15 protein-coding genes are annotated in these 15,205 nt (G+C 74.1%); 7 read left to right on the forward strand and 8 right to left on the reverse strand.

What is annotated here, in order from left to right:
- Positions 1–76 precede the first annotated feature (76 nt).
- Genes DSM112329_RS01070 through lipA form a run of 3 tightly spaced genes read right to left on the reverse strand, consistent with a single transcriptional unit; the run spans position 77 to position 2,059 of the window.
- On the reverse strand, positions 77–259 hold the full coding sequence (locus DSM112329_RS01070) for a hypothetical protein (protein WP_354699953.1): 183 nt from the start codon (positions 257–259) through the stop codon (positions 77–79).
- An 11-nt stretch (positions 260–270) separates the two neighbouring features.
- A complete protein-coding gene (locus DSM112329_RS01075) occupies positions 271–1,035 on the reverse strand; it encodes a rhomboid family intramembrane serine protease (RefSeq protein WP_354699954.1) in 765 nt (254 codons plus the stop codon).
- Positions 1,036–1,081: 46 nt separating this feature from the next.
- The gene (gene lipA / locus DSM112329_RS01080; protein ID WP_354699955.1) at positions 1,082–2,059 is read right to left on the reverse strand and encodes a lipoyl synthase; all 978 of its coding nucleotides are present in this window, start codon (positions 2,057–2,059) and stop codon (positions 1,082–1,084) included.
- 36 nt (positions 2,060–2,095) lie between these two features.
- On the opposite strand from lipA, the gene DSM112329_RS01085 reads away from it, so the two are divergent.
- The 4 genes from DSM112329_RS01085 to DSM112329_RS01100 all read left to right on the forward strand — a co-directional run bounded on the left by DSM112329_RS01085 (position 2,096) and on the right by DSM112329_RS01100 (position 9,381).
- Positions 2,096–2,464 carry a hypothetical protein gene (locus DSM112329_RS01085; protein ID WP_354699956.1) on the forward strand — a complete coding sequence of 123 codons (369 nt, stop codon included), beginning with the start codon at positions 2,096–2,098 and terminating at the stop codon, positions 2,462–2,464.
- Between the two features lie 140 nt (positions 2,465–2,604).
- Positions 2,605–5,937, forward strand: coding sequence for a transglutaminase family protein (locus DSM112329_RS01090; protein WP_354699957.1), 3,333 nt, complete (start codon positions 2,605–2,607; stop codon positions 5,935–5,937).
- 28 nt (positions 5,938–5,965) lie between these two features.
- The gene (locus DSM112329_RS01095; protein WP_354699958.1) at positions 5,966–8,482 is read left to right on the forward strand and encodes a circularly permuted type 2 ATP-grasp protein; all 2,517 of its coding nucleotides are present in this window, start codon (positions 5,966–5,968) and stop codon (positions 8,480–8,482) included.
- A complete protein-coding gene (locus DSM112329_RS01100; protein WP_354699959.1) occupies positions 8,482–9,381 on the forward strand; it encodes a transglutaminase family protein in 900 nt (299 codons plus the stop codon). Before DSM112329_RS01095 ends, DSM112329_RS01100 begins: the two co-directional genes overlap by 1 nt.
- Positions 9,382–9,384: 3 nt before the next feature.
- Here the strand turns inward: DSM112329_RS01100 and lipB are convergent, their stop codons facing one another.
- The gene (gene lipB, locus DSM112329_RS01105; protein WP_354699960.1) at positions 9,385–10,083 is read right to left on the reverse strand and encodes a lipoyl(octanoyl) transferase LipB; all 699 of its coding nucleotides are present in this window, start codon (positions 10,081–10,083) and stop codon (positions 9,385–9,387) included.
- 51 nt (positions 10,084–10,134) lie between these two features.
- On the opposite strand from lipB, the gene DSM112329_RS01110 reads away from it, so the two are divergent.
- Both DSM112329_RS01110 and DSM112329_RS01115 read left to right on the forward strand, forming a co-directional pair.
- Complete coding sequence (locus DSM112329_RS01110; protein ID WP_354699961.1) at positions 10,135–10,791, forward strand: hypothetical protein; 657 nt, start codon at positions 10,135–10,137, stop codon at positions 10,789–10,791.
- An 81-nt stretch (positions 10,792–10,872) separates the two neighbouring features.
- Positions 10,873–11,628, forward strand: a complete 756-nt coding sequence (locus DSM112329_RS01115; RefSeq protein ID WP_354699962.1) for a hypothetical protein — start codon at positions 10,873–10,875, stop codon at positions 11,626–11,628.
- Between the two features lie 39 nt (positions 11,629–11,667).
- Here DSM112329_RS01115 and DSM112329_RS01120 read toward each other — a convergent pair whose 3' ends face one another.
- Positions 11,668–12,354 carry a 2-oxo acid dehydrogenase subunit E2 gene (locus tag DSM112329_RS01120; RefSeq protein ID WP_354699963.1) on the reverse strand — a complete coding sequence of 229 codons (687 nt, stop codon included), beginning with the start codon at positions 12,352–12,354 and terminating at the stop codon, positions 11,668–11,670.
- Between the two features lie 32 nt (positions 12,355–12,386).
- The gene (locus DSM112329_RS01125; protein WP_354699964.1) at positions 12,387–12,644 is read right to left on the reverse strand and encodes a hypothetical protein; all 258 of its coding nucleotides are present in this window, start codon (positions 12,642–12,644) and stop codon (positions 12,387–12,389) included.
- Positions 12,645–12,733: 89 nt separating this feature from the next.
- Here DSM112329_RS01125 and DSM112329_RS01130 point away from each other — a divergent pair, with 89 nt between their 5' ends.
- The gene (locus DSM112329_RS01130; RefSeq protein ID WP_354699965.1) at positions 12,734–13,135 is read left to right on the forward strand and encodes an SRPBCC family protein; all 402 of its coding nucleotides are present in this window, start codon (positions 12,734–12,736) and stop codon (positions 13,133–13,135) included.
- A 24-nt stretch (positions 13,136–13,159) separates the two neighbouring features.
- On the opposite strand, the gene DSM112329_RS01135 is transcribed toward DSM112329_RS01130, so the two are convergent.
- Together DSM112329_RS01135 and lpdA are read right to left on the reverse strand one after the other, a co-directional pair.
- Positions 13,160–13,729, reverse strand: a complete 570-nt coding sequence (locus DSM112329_RS01135; protein WP_354699966.1) for a DsbA family protein — start codon at positions 13,727–13,729, stop codon at positions 13,160–13,162.
- 75 nt (positions 13,730–13,804) lie between these two features.
- Positions 13,805–15,178 (reverse strand): dihydrolipoyl dehydrogenase, encoded by a 1,374-nt coding sequence (lpdA, locus tag DSM112329_RS01140; RefSeq protein WP_354699967.1) that lies wholly within the window; start codon positions 15,176–15,178, stop codon positions 13,805–13,807.
- Positions 15,179–15,205 lie beyond the last annotated feature (27 nt).

A 15,205-nucleotide genomic window follows, 5' to 3' on the forward strand; every position in this document is an offset into this window, starting at 1 on the left:
CGTCGGCGAGCGCGCGCGGCGGCGCGGGCACGTTCACGTTCGCGCCGGGCGACCGGACCCCGGGCGACGGGCCCGGTCACAGGTCGTCCGGCGGTTGACGGAGCGCCCCGAGCACGCCGAAGCCCACCATCCCGAGGATGAGGAGCGACACGACGGTCAGGATGTCGAGGCCGTGCTCGACGATCACGGCGATCGTGAGCCCCGCGAAGACGACGATGAACGCGAGGACGAGGACGAGGACGGGGCGCGGGTTATCCACGAGGCTGCCTTTCAGGAGGCGAGCCCGCGCGGCTGCGCGTACTCGTTGCGGCGGATGGCGAAGAGCTTGATGGCGAGCAGCCCGAAGACGAAGCCGCCGGCGTGGGCGACGTAGGCCACGCCGCCACCGCCGGCGGGGCTCGTCAGGTCGAGGGCCCCGAAGACGATCTGCTGCGCGAACCAGAGGCCGAGGAACAGGACGGCGGGGATCTCCACGATCGTGAACAGCAGGATCGCGAACACGACGGTGATGACCTTCGCCCGCGGGTACAGCAGCAGGTAGCCGCCGAGCACACCGGCGACCGCCCCCGATGCGCCCAGCGTGGGGACCACGGCGTCCGGGTCGACGAGGACCTGCAGCGCCATCGCCGCGACGCCGCCGAGGACGTAGAAGAGGACGAACCGCACGCGGCCCATCGCCTCCTCGACGTTCGCGCCGAAGATCCACAGGAACAGCATGTTGCCGGCGAGGTGGAGCAGTCCCGCGTGCGTGAACATCGCGGTCACGAGCGTCAGCGGCGTCGCGATCCGGTCGCCGACGACCGCGTCGCCGCACCCGATCTGCCCCGCCGAGAGCACGCAGTGCGACCCCGGGTGGGTGAGCTCGTACGGGACGACGCTGTAGTGCAGCAGCGAGAGCTGGTCGAGCGACCCGCCGAACAGGTCGATGCCGCTCTTGGGCTGAAGGATCAGGTAGGCGACCGCGTTCGCGAGGATCAGGAGGATCGTGACGATCGGCAGCTCCCGGGTCGGGAGGTTGTCCTTCAACGGAAACACGGCGTCCGCAGGCTATCCGGCGCTGCGGCGGGTCTGCGGCAGGCGCTTACACCGCCGCGGCCATCGGCCCGACGCCCGGCTCGTCCTGGGCCACGTGCTCGTCCGCGTGGTAGGAGGACCGGACCAGCGGCCCGGACGCGATGTGGTCAAACCCCAGCTTCATCCCCGCGACCTCGATCGCCTTGAACTCGTCCGGGTGCCAGTAGCGGACCACCGGCAGGTGCCGTTCGGTCGGCCGCAGGTACTGCCCGATCGTGATGATCTGCACGCCGCTGGCCCGCAGCGTGCCGAGCGCGTCGAGGACCTCGTCGTGGGTCTCGCCGAAGCCGACCATCAGGCCGGACTTCGTGGCAACGGCGTCCCCGCCCATCGCCTTCGCGTTCTGCAGGACGCGGTTGGAGCGCTCCCACGTCGAGCCGCGGCGGGCGATCGAGTACAGCCGGGGCACCACCTCGACGTTGTGGTTGAAGACGTCCGGCTGCGCGGCGATGACCTTCGCCAGCGGCATCTCCTGACCGCGGAAGTCCGGCGTGAGGACCTCGACCTTGGTGCGCGGCGCGGCGCGGCGGACGGCGCGGATCGTCTGCGCCCAGATGCCGGCGCCGTAGTCGGGCAGGTCGTCCCGGTCGACCGAGGTGATGACCGCGTGGCGCAGGCCCATGCGCGCGATCGAGCGGGCGACGCGCCCGGGCTCGAGCGGGTCGTTCCACGTCGGCTTGCCGGTCGTGACGTTGCAAAACCCGCAGCGGCGCGTGCACGTCTCGCCGAGGATCATGAACGTCGCGGTCCCGCGCTCCCAGCACTCGCCGATGTTCGGGCACGCGGCCTCGGCGCAGACGGTGTTCAGGTTCTCCGTCTTGATGATCTTCTTCAGCTCGCGGTAGCGGTCCGAGCCCGGCGCCGGGACCTTGAACCAGGCCGGCTTGCGCTCGCGGAGCGGCAGGACGTCGCTGCCCAGGACCGTGAGCACGTCCATGCCGCCCGGGTTGGACCGCGAACGGGTCTTGTGCGCGTCGCCGCTCATCCCCTTCAGGCTATCGCCCGGCTAGGCTCGCGGACCATGCCCACGGAACCCGCAAAGATCCTCAGCTCCCTCCGCCTCGGCGTCGGCGCCGGCGCCTGGCTCGCCCCCGGCCTGGCCGGCCGGCTCTTCGGCCTCAGCCCGGCCGACAACCCGCAGCTCTCGTACATGGCGCGGCTGTTCGGCATCCGCGACGTCGCGCTCGCCGTCGGGACCACCCAGACCACCGGCCCCTCGCGGCGCGTGTGGTGGCAGATCGGCATCGCCTGCGACCTCGCGGACGCGGTCGCCGCGTACCTCGGCGGGCGCAACGGATCGCTCTCGAAGGCGACGGTCGTCCTGGCCGGCGGCACCGCGGTCGCGGCGGCCGGGCTGGGCTTCGCGGCCATGCAGGCCGACGACGCCTGACCCGGCCTGATCCGTTCCGGCGTCGCGCGCCCGCGACGCCGGTTCGACGGCGGACCGTTCGACCGCGCGGACAGTGCGGGCGAGCCAGTTTGGGACCACACGGCGCTGGCGTCGCTTGCGGAGCGTGAAACGCTGGACGCTTGTCCACGCGCATCGCCCTCGAACACCGCACCGCCTACACGTTCGACCGACCCGTCGCGGCCGCGCCCCACATCGTGCGGCTCTGCCCGGCGACGCACGGGCGGACGCCGATCCTGGCCTACAGCCTGCAGATCGAGCCGGCGGAGCACTTCCTCACCTGGCTGCAGGACCCGGCGGGGAACCACTTGGCGCGGATCGTCTTCCCGGAGCCCATCGCGCGGCTCGAGGTGAAGGTCGACCTGCTGGCCGAGCTGCAGCCGATCAACCCGTTCGACTTCTTCGTCGAGGAGGGCGCTGAGTTCTGGCCGTTCGCCTACCCGCAGGAGCTGTGGGCCGAGCTGGCGCCGTTCTCCGTCACCGACGCGCCGGGCCCGCGCCTGGCGGCCTGGCTGGACGGCGTGGATCGCACCCCGGCGCGCGTCATCGACGTCCTCGTCGCGATCAACCAGCGGGTACGGGCGGCCGTCGACTACAGCGTCCGGATGGAGCCCGGCGTCCTGGACCCGGAGGAGACGCTCGAGCGCGGGGTGGGCTCGTGCCGCGACAGCGCCTGGCTGCTCGTGCGGATCCTGCGCGAGCTGGGCTTCGCCGCGCGTTTCGTCTCCGGGTACTCGATCCAGCTGCGGGCGCCGAGCGGCATCCCGCCCCGGGACAGCACCGACCTGCACGCCTGGGCGGAGGCCTACGTCCCGGGCGCCGGCTGGGTGGGGCTCGACGCGACGTCGGGGTACCTCGCCGCCGAGGGCCACATCCCGCTGGCCTGCACCGCCGACCCTGCCACGGCCGGGCCGATCAGCGGCGCGACGGAGCCGGTCGGGACGCACATGGACTTCTCGACGACCATCACCCGCGTCCGCGAGACGCCGACGGTCACCGAGCCCTACGACGACGAGACGTGGGCGGCGGTCGACGCCTTCGGCCACGCGGTGGACGGCCGGCTGCAGGCCGTCGACGCCCGCCTGACGATGGGCGGCGAGCCGACGTTCGTCGCCGCCGACGACCCGGACGCCGACGAGTGGAACGTGGCGGCGCTCGGGCCCACGAAGTACGTCCTCGGCGCGAAGCTCGCCCGCCGGCTCGCGGACCGCATGGCGCCCGGGGCGATGCTGCTCCACACCCAGGGCAAGTGGTACCCGGGCGAGCCGCTCCCGCGCTGGAAGATCGGCGTGCACTGGCGCACCGACGGGCTGCCGCTCTGGCGCGAGCCGCGCCTGCTCGCCGACCCGTCGACGCCGGGCACCGCCACCGCCGCGGACGCCGAGCGGCTGATGGACGCCATCGTCGCCGCCCTCGGCGTCCCCGCCGGCCTCGCGGTCCCGGTCTACGAGGACCCGGTCGCGCAGGCGCTCGCGGAGGCGATGCTCCCCGCCGGTGAGCCGCCGGAGCTCGAGACCCCCGTCCCCGACCCGGACGCGCCCGCCGACGCCGACGCGCGCACGGCCCTGATCGCCGCGCTCGACGCAGGCCGCGGCGAGCCGGCCGGCTGGGTGCTGCCGCTGCACCGCACCGCAGGGGACGAGACCTGGCGGACCGGCGTGTGGCACCTGCGCCGCGGCGCGCTGTTCCTGATGCCGGGCGACTCGCCGATCGGCCTGCGCCTGCCGCTGGCCTCGCTCAACTGGCGTGCCGCCGGGGTCGAGCCCGAGCTCTCGCGCTTCGCGCCCCACCCGGCACTGGCCCCCGCCGGGTCGCGTCCGCCCGGGATCGTCACGATGCCCGGCGCGATGCACCCGGCGGTCACGACCGGGCTGCAGAACGGCGCCGCCGGCCAGCGGCCGGCAGCGGTGACCACGGACACGGGCGACACCCCGCTCTACACCGCGGTCTGCGTCCAGGTCCGGGACGGCCACCCGCACGTCTTCCTCCCGCCGCTGCCGGACTTCGCCCACGCCGCCGAGCTGGTCGGCGTCGTCGAGGACGCCGCGTCGGCCACGGGGCTCCCGGTGGTCATCGAGGGCTACGCACCGTCCGGCGACGACCGTGGCCAGCGCTTCGACGTCACGCCGGACCCCGGTGTCCTGGAGATCAACATCCACCCGAGCGCGAACTGGCCGGAGCTCTGCGAGCGCAGCGCGATCCTCAGCGAGGAGGCCGCCGCGCTGGGCCTCGTCAGCGAGAAGTTCGCGCTCGACGGCATCCACGAGGGCAGCGGGGGCGGCAGCCACCTGACCCTGGGCGGCGCCACGCCGCCGGACAGCCTCTTCCTGCGGCGCCCGGACGTGCTGCGCAGCATGATCACGCTGTGGCAGCACCATCCGTCGCTGTCGTACCTGTTCAGCGGGCGCTTCGTCGGCCCGACCAGCCAGGCCCCCCGCGTGGACGAGGGCCGGCACGAGAACCTCTACGAGCTCGAGATCGCGTTCAACGAGCTCGACCGGCTGACCGCCCTCGAGCACGGCGGCACCCCGCCGCCGTGGCTCGTGGACCGGACGCTGCGCAACCTGATGGTCGACCTGACCGGCAACACGCACCGCGCGGAGTTCTGCATCGACAAGCTGTTCAACCCGCGCAGCGAGTCCGGTCGCCTCGGCGTCCTCGAGCTGCGCAGCTTCGAGATGCCGCCCCATCCGCAGCTGTCGCTCGTCCAGGCGCTGCTGGTCCGTGCGCTCGTCGCCCGCTGTGCCGCCGCGCCCTACCACGCACCGCTCGTGCGCTGGGGCACCGAGCTGCACGATCGCTTCCTGCTCCCCTGGTGGTGCGAGGCCGACATCCACGCCGTCACCGCCGACCTGCGCAGCCACGGGTTCGCCTTCGACGACCGCTGGCTCGGCCCGTTCCTCGCGTTCCGCTTCCCGCTGCTGGGCGAGGTCGCCTCCGACGAGCTGCGCCTCGAGCTGCGGATGGCGGTCGAGCCGTGGAACGTCCTCGGCGAGGAGGCGGGCACCGGCACCGCGCGATACGTGGACTCCTCGGTCGAGCGCCTCCAGGTCCGGGTCGACGGCTTCACGCCCGGGCGGCACGTGGTCGTCTGCAACGGGCACGAGGTCCCGGTCCAGCCGACGGGGACCCCGGGGACGGTCGTCGGCTCGGTGCGCTTCAGCGCCTGGCAGACGTGGTCCTCGATGCACCCCACGGTGGGCGTCCACGGTCCCCTGCGGCTGGACGTGGTCGACACCTGGAGCAGTGTCGCGACGGTCGGCGGCACCTACCACGTGAGCCACCCCGGTGGCCGGCACTACGACACCCGCCCGGCCACCGGCGAGGAGGCGCAGGCCCGTCGCGCGAGCCGCTTCGTCCCCGGCGCCTCGGGCCTGATCGGCTTCACGGCGGCGTCCGGCCGCCCGGGCGAATACGCTCGCACGCTGGATCTGCGCCGCGTCCGCTGGCACTGAGATCCGACAACCCCCTGTGGAACCGCCGGTGCTCACGCCCTCCGCTTCGTACCGTGCGCCCCCGGAGCGCTATGACGAGATGCTGGGCGGGGACGGGCGACCGCGTGCGCACTGGGAGCACCTGTCCGGGGCGATCAACGCGCTCGGGGTCGACGAGCTCCTGCGCCGGCGTGCCGAGGCCGAGCGCGTCATGGAGCAGGACGGCGCGGTCTACAACGCCTACGGGGCGTCGGCGCGGCCGGGCCAGCCGTGGCGCCTGGACGTCCTGCCCGCTGTCCTGTCGAGCCGCGAGTGGCAGGGCATCGAGTCCGCCGTCGCCGAGCGGGCCGAGCTGCTCGGCCTCGTGCTCGAGGACCTCTACGGCCCGCGTGACCTGCTGCGGCGCGGCCTGCTCCCGCCCGAGGTCGTCTTCGGCCACGACGGCTTCCTGCTCGCCTGCGACGGCATCCGGCTCCCCGGCGAGCGGCAGCTCTTCTGCGTCGGGACCGACCTCGGGCGGGACGGCAGCGGCCGCTGGGTGGTGATCGCCGACCGCGCGCAGTCGCCGTCGGGGTTCGGCTACGCGCTGCAGAACCGCACCGTCGTCTCGCGCGTCCTGCCGAGCCTGGTCCGGGACGCCGGCGTCCATCGCCTCGCGCCGTTCTTCCGGACGCTCCGCGGCGCGCTGCGGGACATCGCGCCGCCCGGGGTGGAGGACCCGCGCGTCGTCGTCCTCACGCCCGGACCGTGGAACGAGACGGCGTTCGAGCACGCGGTGCTCTCGTCCACGCTCGGCTATCCGCTGGTCGAGGGGTCCGACCTGATCGCGAAGGGCGACGGCCTCTGGATGCGGTCGCTCGGCGCGCTCGAGCCGGTGCACGTCGTCCTGCGCCGTGTCGACGGCGGCTGGTGCGACCCGCTCGAGCTGCGTCGCGACTCCCAGCTCGGCGTCCCCGGCCTGGTCGAGGCGACGCGCCGCGGGACGGTGTCCGTCGTCAACACGCTCGGGTCGAGCATCCTCGAGAACCCGGCGCTGATGCGGTTCCTGCCCGCGATCGGCCGCCATCTGCTGGGCCGCGAGCCCGAGCTGCCGTGCGTGGAGAGCTGGTGGTGCGGGCTGCCCGCCGAGCGCGCCCACGTCCTCGAGCGACTCGACCAGCTCGTGCTGCGCCCGATCACCGCCGCCGCGGGCAGCAAGTCGCTGTTCGGCGCCCAGCTGTCCCAGCTCGAGCTCGAGGACCTGCGGCGCCGCATCGAGCACCGCCCGTCGGCCTGGGTCGCGCAGGACCCGGTCACGCTGTCCAGCGTCCCGACCCTCACCGACGCCGGGCTGCTGCCGCGGCGCTGCGTGCTGCGGACGTTCGCCGTCGCCGCCGCCGGCTCGTACGCGGTCATGCCGGGCGGCCTGACCCGGGTCGCCCCGGACGCCAACGGCGGCGGGCGGATCTCCAACCAGGAGGGCGCGCTCAGCAAGGACACCTGGGTCCTGACCTCGGAGCCGGAACGGGAGGCGCTCAGCTTCTCCGGGCCGGCGCTCGCGAGCCTGGACCCGATGGGCGGCCTGTCGGCACGGGCGGCCGAGAACCTGTGGTGGCTCGGCCGCTACGCCGAGCGCGCGGAGGCCGTCACGCGGCTGCTGCGCGTCATGCACGACCAGCGCAGCGAGCTCCTGGGCAGCGGTGGCGACGCCGGCAAGCGGGCGCTGGCGACGCTCGGCACCGCCCTCGGCGCGGTCACCGGTGCGGCGTCGGCCGTCCCGCCCGACACGGGCGTCCTGCAGCGGACGCTGCTCGTCGACGACCACCTGCCGGGCAGCGTCGCCCACGCCGTCCGCGCGATGCTCGACGCGGCCTACGGGGTGCGCGACCAGCTGTCCTCGGACACCTGGCTCGTCGTCGGCTCGCTCGACCGCCAGCTGCTGCGGCTGCGGACCGGGGGCAACGGCGGCGGGGCGCTCTCGCTGTCGGACGCCGAGGCCCGCGAGACGCTGCAGCGCCTCATGCAGGGCCTGCTCGCGCTCGGCGGCCTGGGCGAGGAGAGCATGGTGCGCGACCTCGGGTGGCGCTTCCTGGACGGCGGGCGGCGGCTGGAGCGCTGCCTGCAGGTGATCGCGCTGCTGCGCGCGACGCTCGCCCGCACGGACGGCGCCGCGGCCGACCCGCTCGTGCTCGAGGCTGTCGTCGCCAGCACCGAGAGCATCATCATCTACCGCCGCCGCTACCGCGCCCACGCGCAGGTCCCGGACGCCCTCGAGCTGCTGCTCCTGGACCCGGGCAACCCGCGTTCGCTGGCCTTCGGCCTGGACCGCCTGACGCGCGACCTCGGCGCCCTGCCGGCCCGCTCGGACGGCCGCCTGCGCAAGGACCAGCAGCTCGTGCTGCGGGCCACGACGGCGCTCGCCCTGGCCGATCACGTCGCGCTGGCGGTCCCGGACGAGGACGGCGAGCGCAGCGGCCTCGCCGCGTTGCTCGACGAGCTGCACGACCTCCTCAGCCGTGCGGCGGACGCACTCGAGCGCGAACAGTTCGTGCACCGCCTGCCGCAGCAGAACCTGGAGGGCTCCTGATGCCCGTCCGCTACCGCGTGGTGCACCGCACCGAGTACCAGTACGCCGCCGAGGTGTCGGCGAGCTACAGCCAGCTGCGGATGCTGCCGCGGGACGCCCCGCGCCAGCGCTGCATCAGCGCGGGCGTCGTCGTCGATCCCCGCCCCGATCACCAGCGCGAGCACGTGGACTACTTCGGCAACCGCGTGGAGCACGTCGCGATCCAGCACCGGCACCGCCGGCTGCACCTGACGACCTCGAGCGTGGTGGAGGTCGACGAGGCCGCCGGCGCGCTGCCGCTGCTGGGCGACCGCTCGTGGGAGGAGGTGCGGGACTCGGTCGGGGTCGTCCCCGGGCCGGATGCCGTCGCCGCCGTCCACTTCGCGCTCGACTCGGCGCTCGTGCGGAGCGGCCCGGACTTCGCGGCCTACGCGCAGCCGTCGTTCACGCCGGGGCGGTCGATCGTCGAGGCCGTCTGCGAGCTCACCTCCCGGATCCACGCCGACTTCGAGTTCGCCCCGGGGGAGACGAAGACGGACACGACACCCGAGGAGGCGCTGAAGGAGCGTCACGGCGTCTGCCAGGACTTCGCGCACGTCGGCGTCGCGTGCCTGCGGTCGCTCGGCCTCCCGGCGCGCTACGTGAGCGGCTACATGGAGACCGACCCGCCGCCCGGGCGCGAGAAGCTCGTCGGCGCGGACGTCTCGCACGCCTGGTTCTCGGTCCTGATGCCGGGGGCCGGCTGGCTGGACGTGGACCCGACCAACGACCAGGTCGTCGGCGGCCGCTACATCGTCACCGCGTACGGGCGCGACTACCAGGACATCGCGCCGGTGAGCGGCGTGATCTACACCCGCGGGTACACGAAGAGCCTGCGGGTCACGGTCGACGTGACGGCGCTGCCGGCCGGCGCCGCGTAGCCGCTACAGCGCCGGGGCCGGCAGCACGGTCGCGGCGTCGGCGTCCACGGGCTCGAGGTCGTGCTCGGCGGCGAGTGCGACGGCCATCCGGTCGGCCAGACCCGCGAGCCGCGCCGGTGATGCGTCCCCGCCGATCTCCTTCAGGATCGACGTCGCCTGGGACTCGGGCAGCCCGCAGGGGACGACCCAGCCGAACGGCTGCAGGTCGCAGGTGACGTTGACCGAGAAGCCGTGGGTGGTCACGCCGCGCGAGACGTGGATGCCGATCGACGCGACCTTGCGGTCCGCCACCCAGATGCCCGTGTAGTCGCGGCCTTCGTCGTTCCGGGTCCGGGCGTCGACGCCCTCGGCGCGGATGCCGGCCAGGAGCGCCCGTTCCATGCGGCGGACGAACTCCTGCACCCCCTCCGCGCGCATGATCGTGTAGCCCACCAGCTGCCCCGGGCCGTGGTAGGTGACCTTCCCGCCGCGGTCCACGTCGACGACGTCGATGCCCTGGCCGGCGTACCACTCGCGGCCCATCGGCAGGTCGTGCGGCTCGGTGCGGCGGCCCTGGGTGTAGACCATCGGATGCTCGAGCAGCAGCAGGGTGTCCGGGATCGTGTCCTGCTGGCGCTCCGCGCAGAGCCGCAGCTGCAGGTCCAGCGCCCGGCGGTACTCCACGAGCCCGAGGCGGACGACGCGCAGCTCTCCGATGGCCATGCGCCCACTCTACGACCCGTCCGCCGTGCCGGGTCTACCCTGGTGGACGGGATGGACCGCGCGGCGAGCCACGAGCCTGATCCGGACGACGGCCTGCGCGACCGCGCCCGGCGTCTGCGGTGGCGGCTGAGCGGCGCCTGGCAGCTGCCGGCGTTCGCGGTCTGCACGGTGCTCGGCACGGTCACGCTGCACCAGCTGCCGATCGCCGGGGAGGGGACGGGCGTCGTGGCCGCGTTCCTGCTGGCCGGCATGGCGAACCTCGTCGTCCTCGCGGTGGCCGGGCCGGCCGGGGGCTGGCTGCTGCGGCGCCGCTCCACGTCGCTCCCGAAGGCGATCGCGGTCGACCGGGCGGCGAGCCTGTCGCTCGTCGGCATGCTCGGGCTGCTGCTCGCGCTCGGCGTGCTGCACCACGGCGCGGTCGTCGACGCCTCGGGCAACGACGAGCGCCAGCTGGCGGCCGCGCGCGCCTGGGTGCAGGCGAACGGCGAGCCCGAGTTCGTGCGCCACCTGGACCGCGCGAACGTCTGGAAGCCCGCGGACTTCCTCTACCGCACGTGCTTCGCCGGCGACGACCCGGCGAAGAACCTGTGCCTCTACGTCGACCTCTCGGGGGAGCGCGGCGACGGGGTCGTCGTCACGCGCGACAACGACCAGCAGCCGAACGCGGTGCTCGCGGGCGTCGACAACCCCGGTCGCCGGGGTCGCTGAACGGCCCGGCGAGAGCGTCAGCGCGCCCGGCCGCCGCGCTGCGGCTTCAGCTCGGCGCCGGGTGTGCCGATATTCGTCCAGATGCGTGGGACGCGTGGCCTCGTGGCCTCCTTGGGTGCCGGACTCAGCCTGATCCTGGCCGGCTCGGTCGCGCTCTCGCTGGTCAGCGCCCTCATCGCCTTCCAGGGCTGGCCGGGCGTCGAGGTCCGCCGAACGGCCGACGAGCAGGCCGTCGTCGCCTCGATCCGGTCCGACCGCGCCCCGGCCGAGGCGCCGCGGCGCATCGTCCTGGCCGCCGCGCCGCGTCCGACCACGACGACCAACTCGCCCGCGCCCGCCGCGAAGGCCCCGAAGCGCCGCGTCGCCGCCGCGCCCGCCCCCGTGGCGCGGCCCGCTGAGGTGACGCCGCCACCCGCCGCCGCGAAGCCCGACCCCGCGCCGGTCGTGCCGTCCGAGCCCGCCGCAGACCCTGCGCCCAAGCCGCCGGCCAAGCCGCTGATCGACAAGCCGCTTGCGCCGGTCGGGGACGCCGTGGAGGACCTCGGCACCGCCTTGGACGACACGCTGACGAACGTCGGCGACGCCGTCGGCAACCTCGTCAAGCCGGCCCTGCCGGTGGTCGGCCAGACCGTGCAGAACGCGACCGCGCTCCTCGGCGCCATCCTGAGCCAGCTCACCGGCGGCCTCGGCGGCGTGGTCTCGAGCGTCGGCAGCACGCCCGCCGTGACGGTCCCCGAGCTCCCGGCGACCACCACCGGCGGCACGGCGACGACGCCCGCGTCCACCGCGACGGACGCCACGGGCACCGTGACCACCCCGGTCGCGGTCCAGCCCTGACCGACCCGCTGACCTGACCGGCGCCCGCGGGCCGAGTGCCTACGGCTGCGCGAGCAGCTCGCCGACCCGCGCGAGGAAGCCTGCCGCGGCCGCCCCGTAGACGGCGCGGTGGTCGCAGACGAGGGTGAGCTCGACCGTCGGACGCACCACGGGCGCGCCGTCGACGGCGACCACGCGGTCCCGGACCTGACCGACGCCGAGGACGCCCGCCTGCGGCGGGACGATGACCGGCACGATCGCGTCCACGCCGAACGTCCCGACAGTCGAGACGGTGAACGTCGCGCCGCTGAGCTCCGGCTGGGTGATCTCCCCGGCCCGTGCGCGGGCCGCGAGCGCGGCGATCTCGCGTCCGGACTGTGCCGCGTCCTTGGTGTCGGCGTCGAAGATCGTCGGGGTGACGATCGCGTCGCCCGTGTCGACCATCACGCCGACGTTGACCCGGCTGTACTGCTCGAGCTGCGCGTCGCGGTAGGCCCCGTTCAGCGCCGGCTGCTCGCGGAGCGCCTGCGCGCACGCGCGGACCACGCGCGCGGTGAAGGTCGCGCCGCCGGCCGTCGAACCGTCGCGGTCCAGGACCACCTGCAGCCGGACGGTGAAGTCCGGGACGATCGCGCGGGACTCGGCGCTGCGCCGGGCGATCTGCGCCTGCGCGCGAGTCGGCTCGGCGCTCGTCGTGGTGCCCTTGGCGGTCGTCGCCGGCGGGGTCGTGGTGGTGGTCTCGGACACCCCCTGGAGCCTACTCCGGGCGGGGTGGGCGCTTACTCGTCGCGGGTGACGCGCCGCACGCGGGGGACCGGTGCGGGCTTCGGCGGGACCGGGGCGTCGGGGTCGGTCAGCTTCCAGGTGCTGCCGCGCCGGACCACGGGCCAGCCGGCCAGCTGCAGCGCGTAGAGCGCCTGGGCGGGCATCGTGACGCCGGCCGCGCGGAGTCCGCTGACGGACGCCGAGCCGGAGGTGTGCAGCAGGTCCAGGGCGATCTTCGCCTCGTTCGTGAGCTCGGATGCGCGGTCGTCCACCGACGAGCACCCTAGTGGAGCATCGGCTCCGGCGGTCTGTGTGGTCGCGTACGTTCATCCCTGCCGCGAGCGGGGGAGTACCCCGGGAGATGGTCAGCCGCACCGCCACCAGCACCGCCCCGCCTGCTGCCGCCTGGGCGCTGCTCGCGCGCCCTGACCAGTGGCAGCGCTGGGCACCCCACCTGCGCGGCGCGTGGGGCCTGGCCGGCGCCGACGGGACCGTCCGCGACGGCGCCCGCGGGGCGGCGCGGCTGCTCGGTGCCGTGCCGGTCCCGGTGACCATCACGGCGGTCGAGCCGGGACGCGCCTGGTCCTGGCGTGTTGCCGGTGTCGTCGACATGGACCACGTGGTCGACGCGGTGCCCGGCGGCTGCCGGGTGACGGTCACCATCGCGGCGCCCGGGCCGCTGGAGGCCGCGCTGCACGCGACCTACGGCCCGCTCGTGGAGGCGCTCATCGGCCGCCTCGCCCGCATCGCCGCGAAGCCGTAGCCCGTCAGGGACGAAGGGCCGCGGTCAGTCGGTCGCGTGCTCGGCCAGCAGCGCGGCCGCGTCCTCGAGCGCCGCGTCCCCGTGCAGCACACGTCCCGCGGCTGCCGCCGGGCTGCCGGCCGGCGGCGGCACCCAGATCGCGGGCGTGCGCTGCACGCCGCGCTCGGCGGCGGTCGCGATCGCGCGGTCGAGCGTGCGCCGCGGCCCGCGGGTCTGGACGGTCTTCAGGATCGCCGTGGGGTGCATCTCGCAGGCGCTGGCCGCGATCAGCACGTGGTCCTGCACCGACAGGTCCCGCCCGCCGGCGTAGGCCTGCCGCAGCGCGGCCTGGACGAAGGCGACGGCCCGCCCGATCGACTTGGCGTAGGTCGCCGTCAGCGTCACGAAGTCCGCGTCGAACGGCGGCGGCCAGCGGATCGGCTGGATGTGACGCGCGTCGGCCAGATCGGCCAGCCGCGTGCGCTCGGCGTCCGGCAGCGGCTCCGGCGACAGCTGCACCGGGATCCACTCCACCGGCACCGGCATCAGCGACAGGATCCGCTCGCAGGCCAGGTAGCACTCCGGGCTCGCGAAGTCGACGTAGAACGCCGGCATCGGCGTCCCGTCCGCGGTGCCGCTGCCGGCCCCGAGGACCGTCAGCGGCAGCTCGCCCGAAATCGGTTCCCGTCCTCAGCCGTGGATGAGCCAGCCGTCGGCCGCGCGTGCGGCCTCCATGACGGCTTCGCTCATGGTGGGGTGCCCGTGGACCATGCGGGCGACCTCGGGGTAGCCGCCCTCGAGGGCCTTGGCGTTGACGAGCTCCTGGATCAGCTCGGTCGCCTTCGCACCGACGACGTGGCCGCCGAGGATCTCGCCGTACTCCTTGTCGCCGATGATCTTCACGAGGCCGGTGCGGTCCCCGTAGACGGTGCCCGCGCCGACGGCGCCGTAGGGGACCTTGCCGACGACGACGTCGTGGCCGGCCTCCTTGGCCTGCGCCTCGGTCAGCCCGAACGACGCGACGTTCGGGGTGCAGAAGGTCGCGCGGGGGATGTCGACGTGGACGATCGCGTGGGTCTTGTTGCCGGCGATCGCCTCCACGGCGATGACGCCCTCGTCGGAGGCCTTGTGCGCCAGCGCGGGGCCGGGGACCAGGTCGCCGATCGCGTAGACCTTGTCCAGGTTCGTCTTCTGCGTGCCGTCGACCTCGATCAGCCCGTTCTCCAGCAGCTTCACGCCGGCGTCGTCCAGGCCCAGGCCCTCGACGTCCGGGCCGCGGCCGGCGGCGATGACGAGCCACTCGGCCTCGCCGGGTTCGCCGCCGAAGGTGAAGGTCACCTTGTCGTCGGTGGTCTCGACGTTCTCGACGAACGTCTTGGTGCGGACCTTGATGCCCTGCTTCTTGAAGCCGCGCTCGGCGATCTTGGAGATGTCGGCGTCCTCGGAGGGCAGCACGCGCTCGAGGCCCTCGAACAGCTGGACCTCGACCCCCAGGCGGGCGTACGCGGACGCGATCTCCGAACCGGACGCGCCGGCGCCGACGACGACCATCGTCTTGGGCAGCTCGTCCAGCGCCCACGCCTCCTCGGTCCCGATCACGCGGCCACCGAACTGCGTCCCCGGGATCGGCTTCTTCACGCTGCCGGTCGCGAGGATGACGCCCTTGTTCACCGTGATCTCGTTGCCGTCGACCACGACGTTGCCGTCCTTGGTCACCGCGCCGGTGCCCTCGATCACGTCGATCTCGTTCTTCTTCATCAGGCCCGACACGCCGCCGGTGAGGGTCCCGACGACCTTCTCGCGGCGCGCGCTCACGGCGCTGAAGTCCACGGTCGGCTCGCCGACGGTGATGCCGAAGTCGCCGGCCTCGCGGACCTCGGACAGGATGTCCGCCACACGCAGCACGGCCTTCGCGGGGATGCACGCCACGTTCAGGCAGCGGCCGCCGATGTCGCCCTTCTCGACGACCGCGGTCTTCATGCCCAGCTGCGCCGAGCGGATCGCCGCGACATACCCCCCCGGACCCGACCCGATAACCACGACGTCGTACGCGCTCTCAGCCATGCTTCGAGCCTATACAACGGTGCGCTG

Source organism: Paraconexibacter sp. AEG42_29 (assembly GCF_040581415.1).
Classification (GTDB): domain Bacteria; phylum Actinomycetota; class Thermoleophilia; order Solirubrobacterales; family Solirubrobacteraceae; genus Paraconexibacter.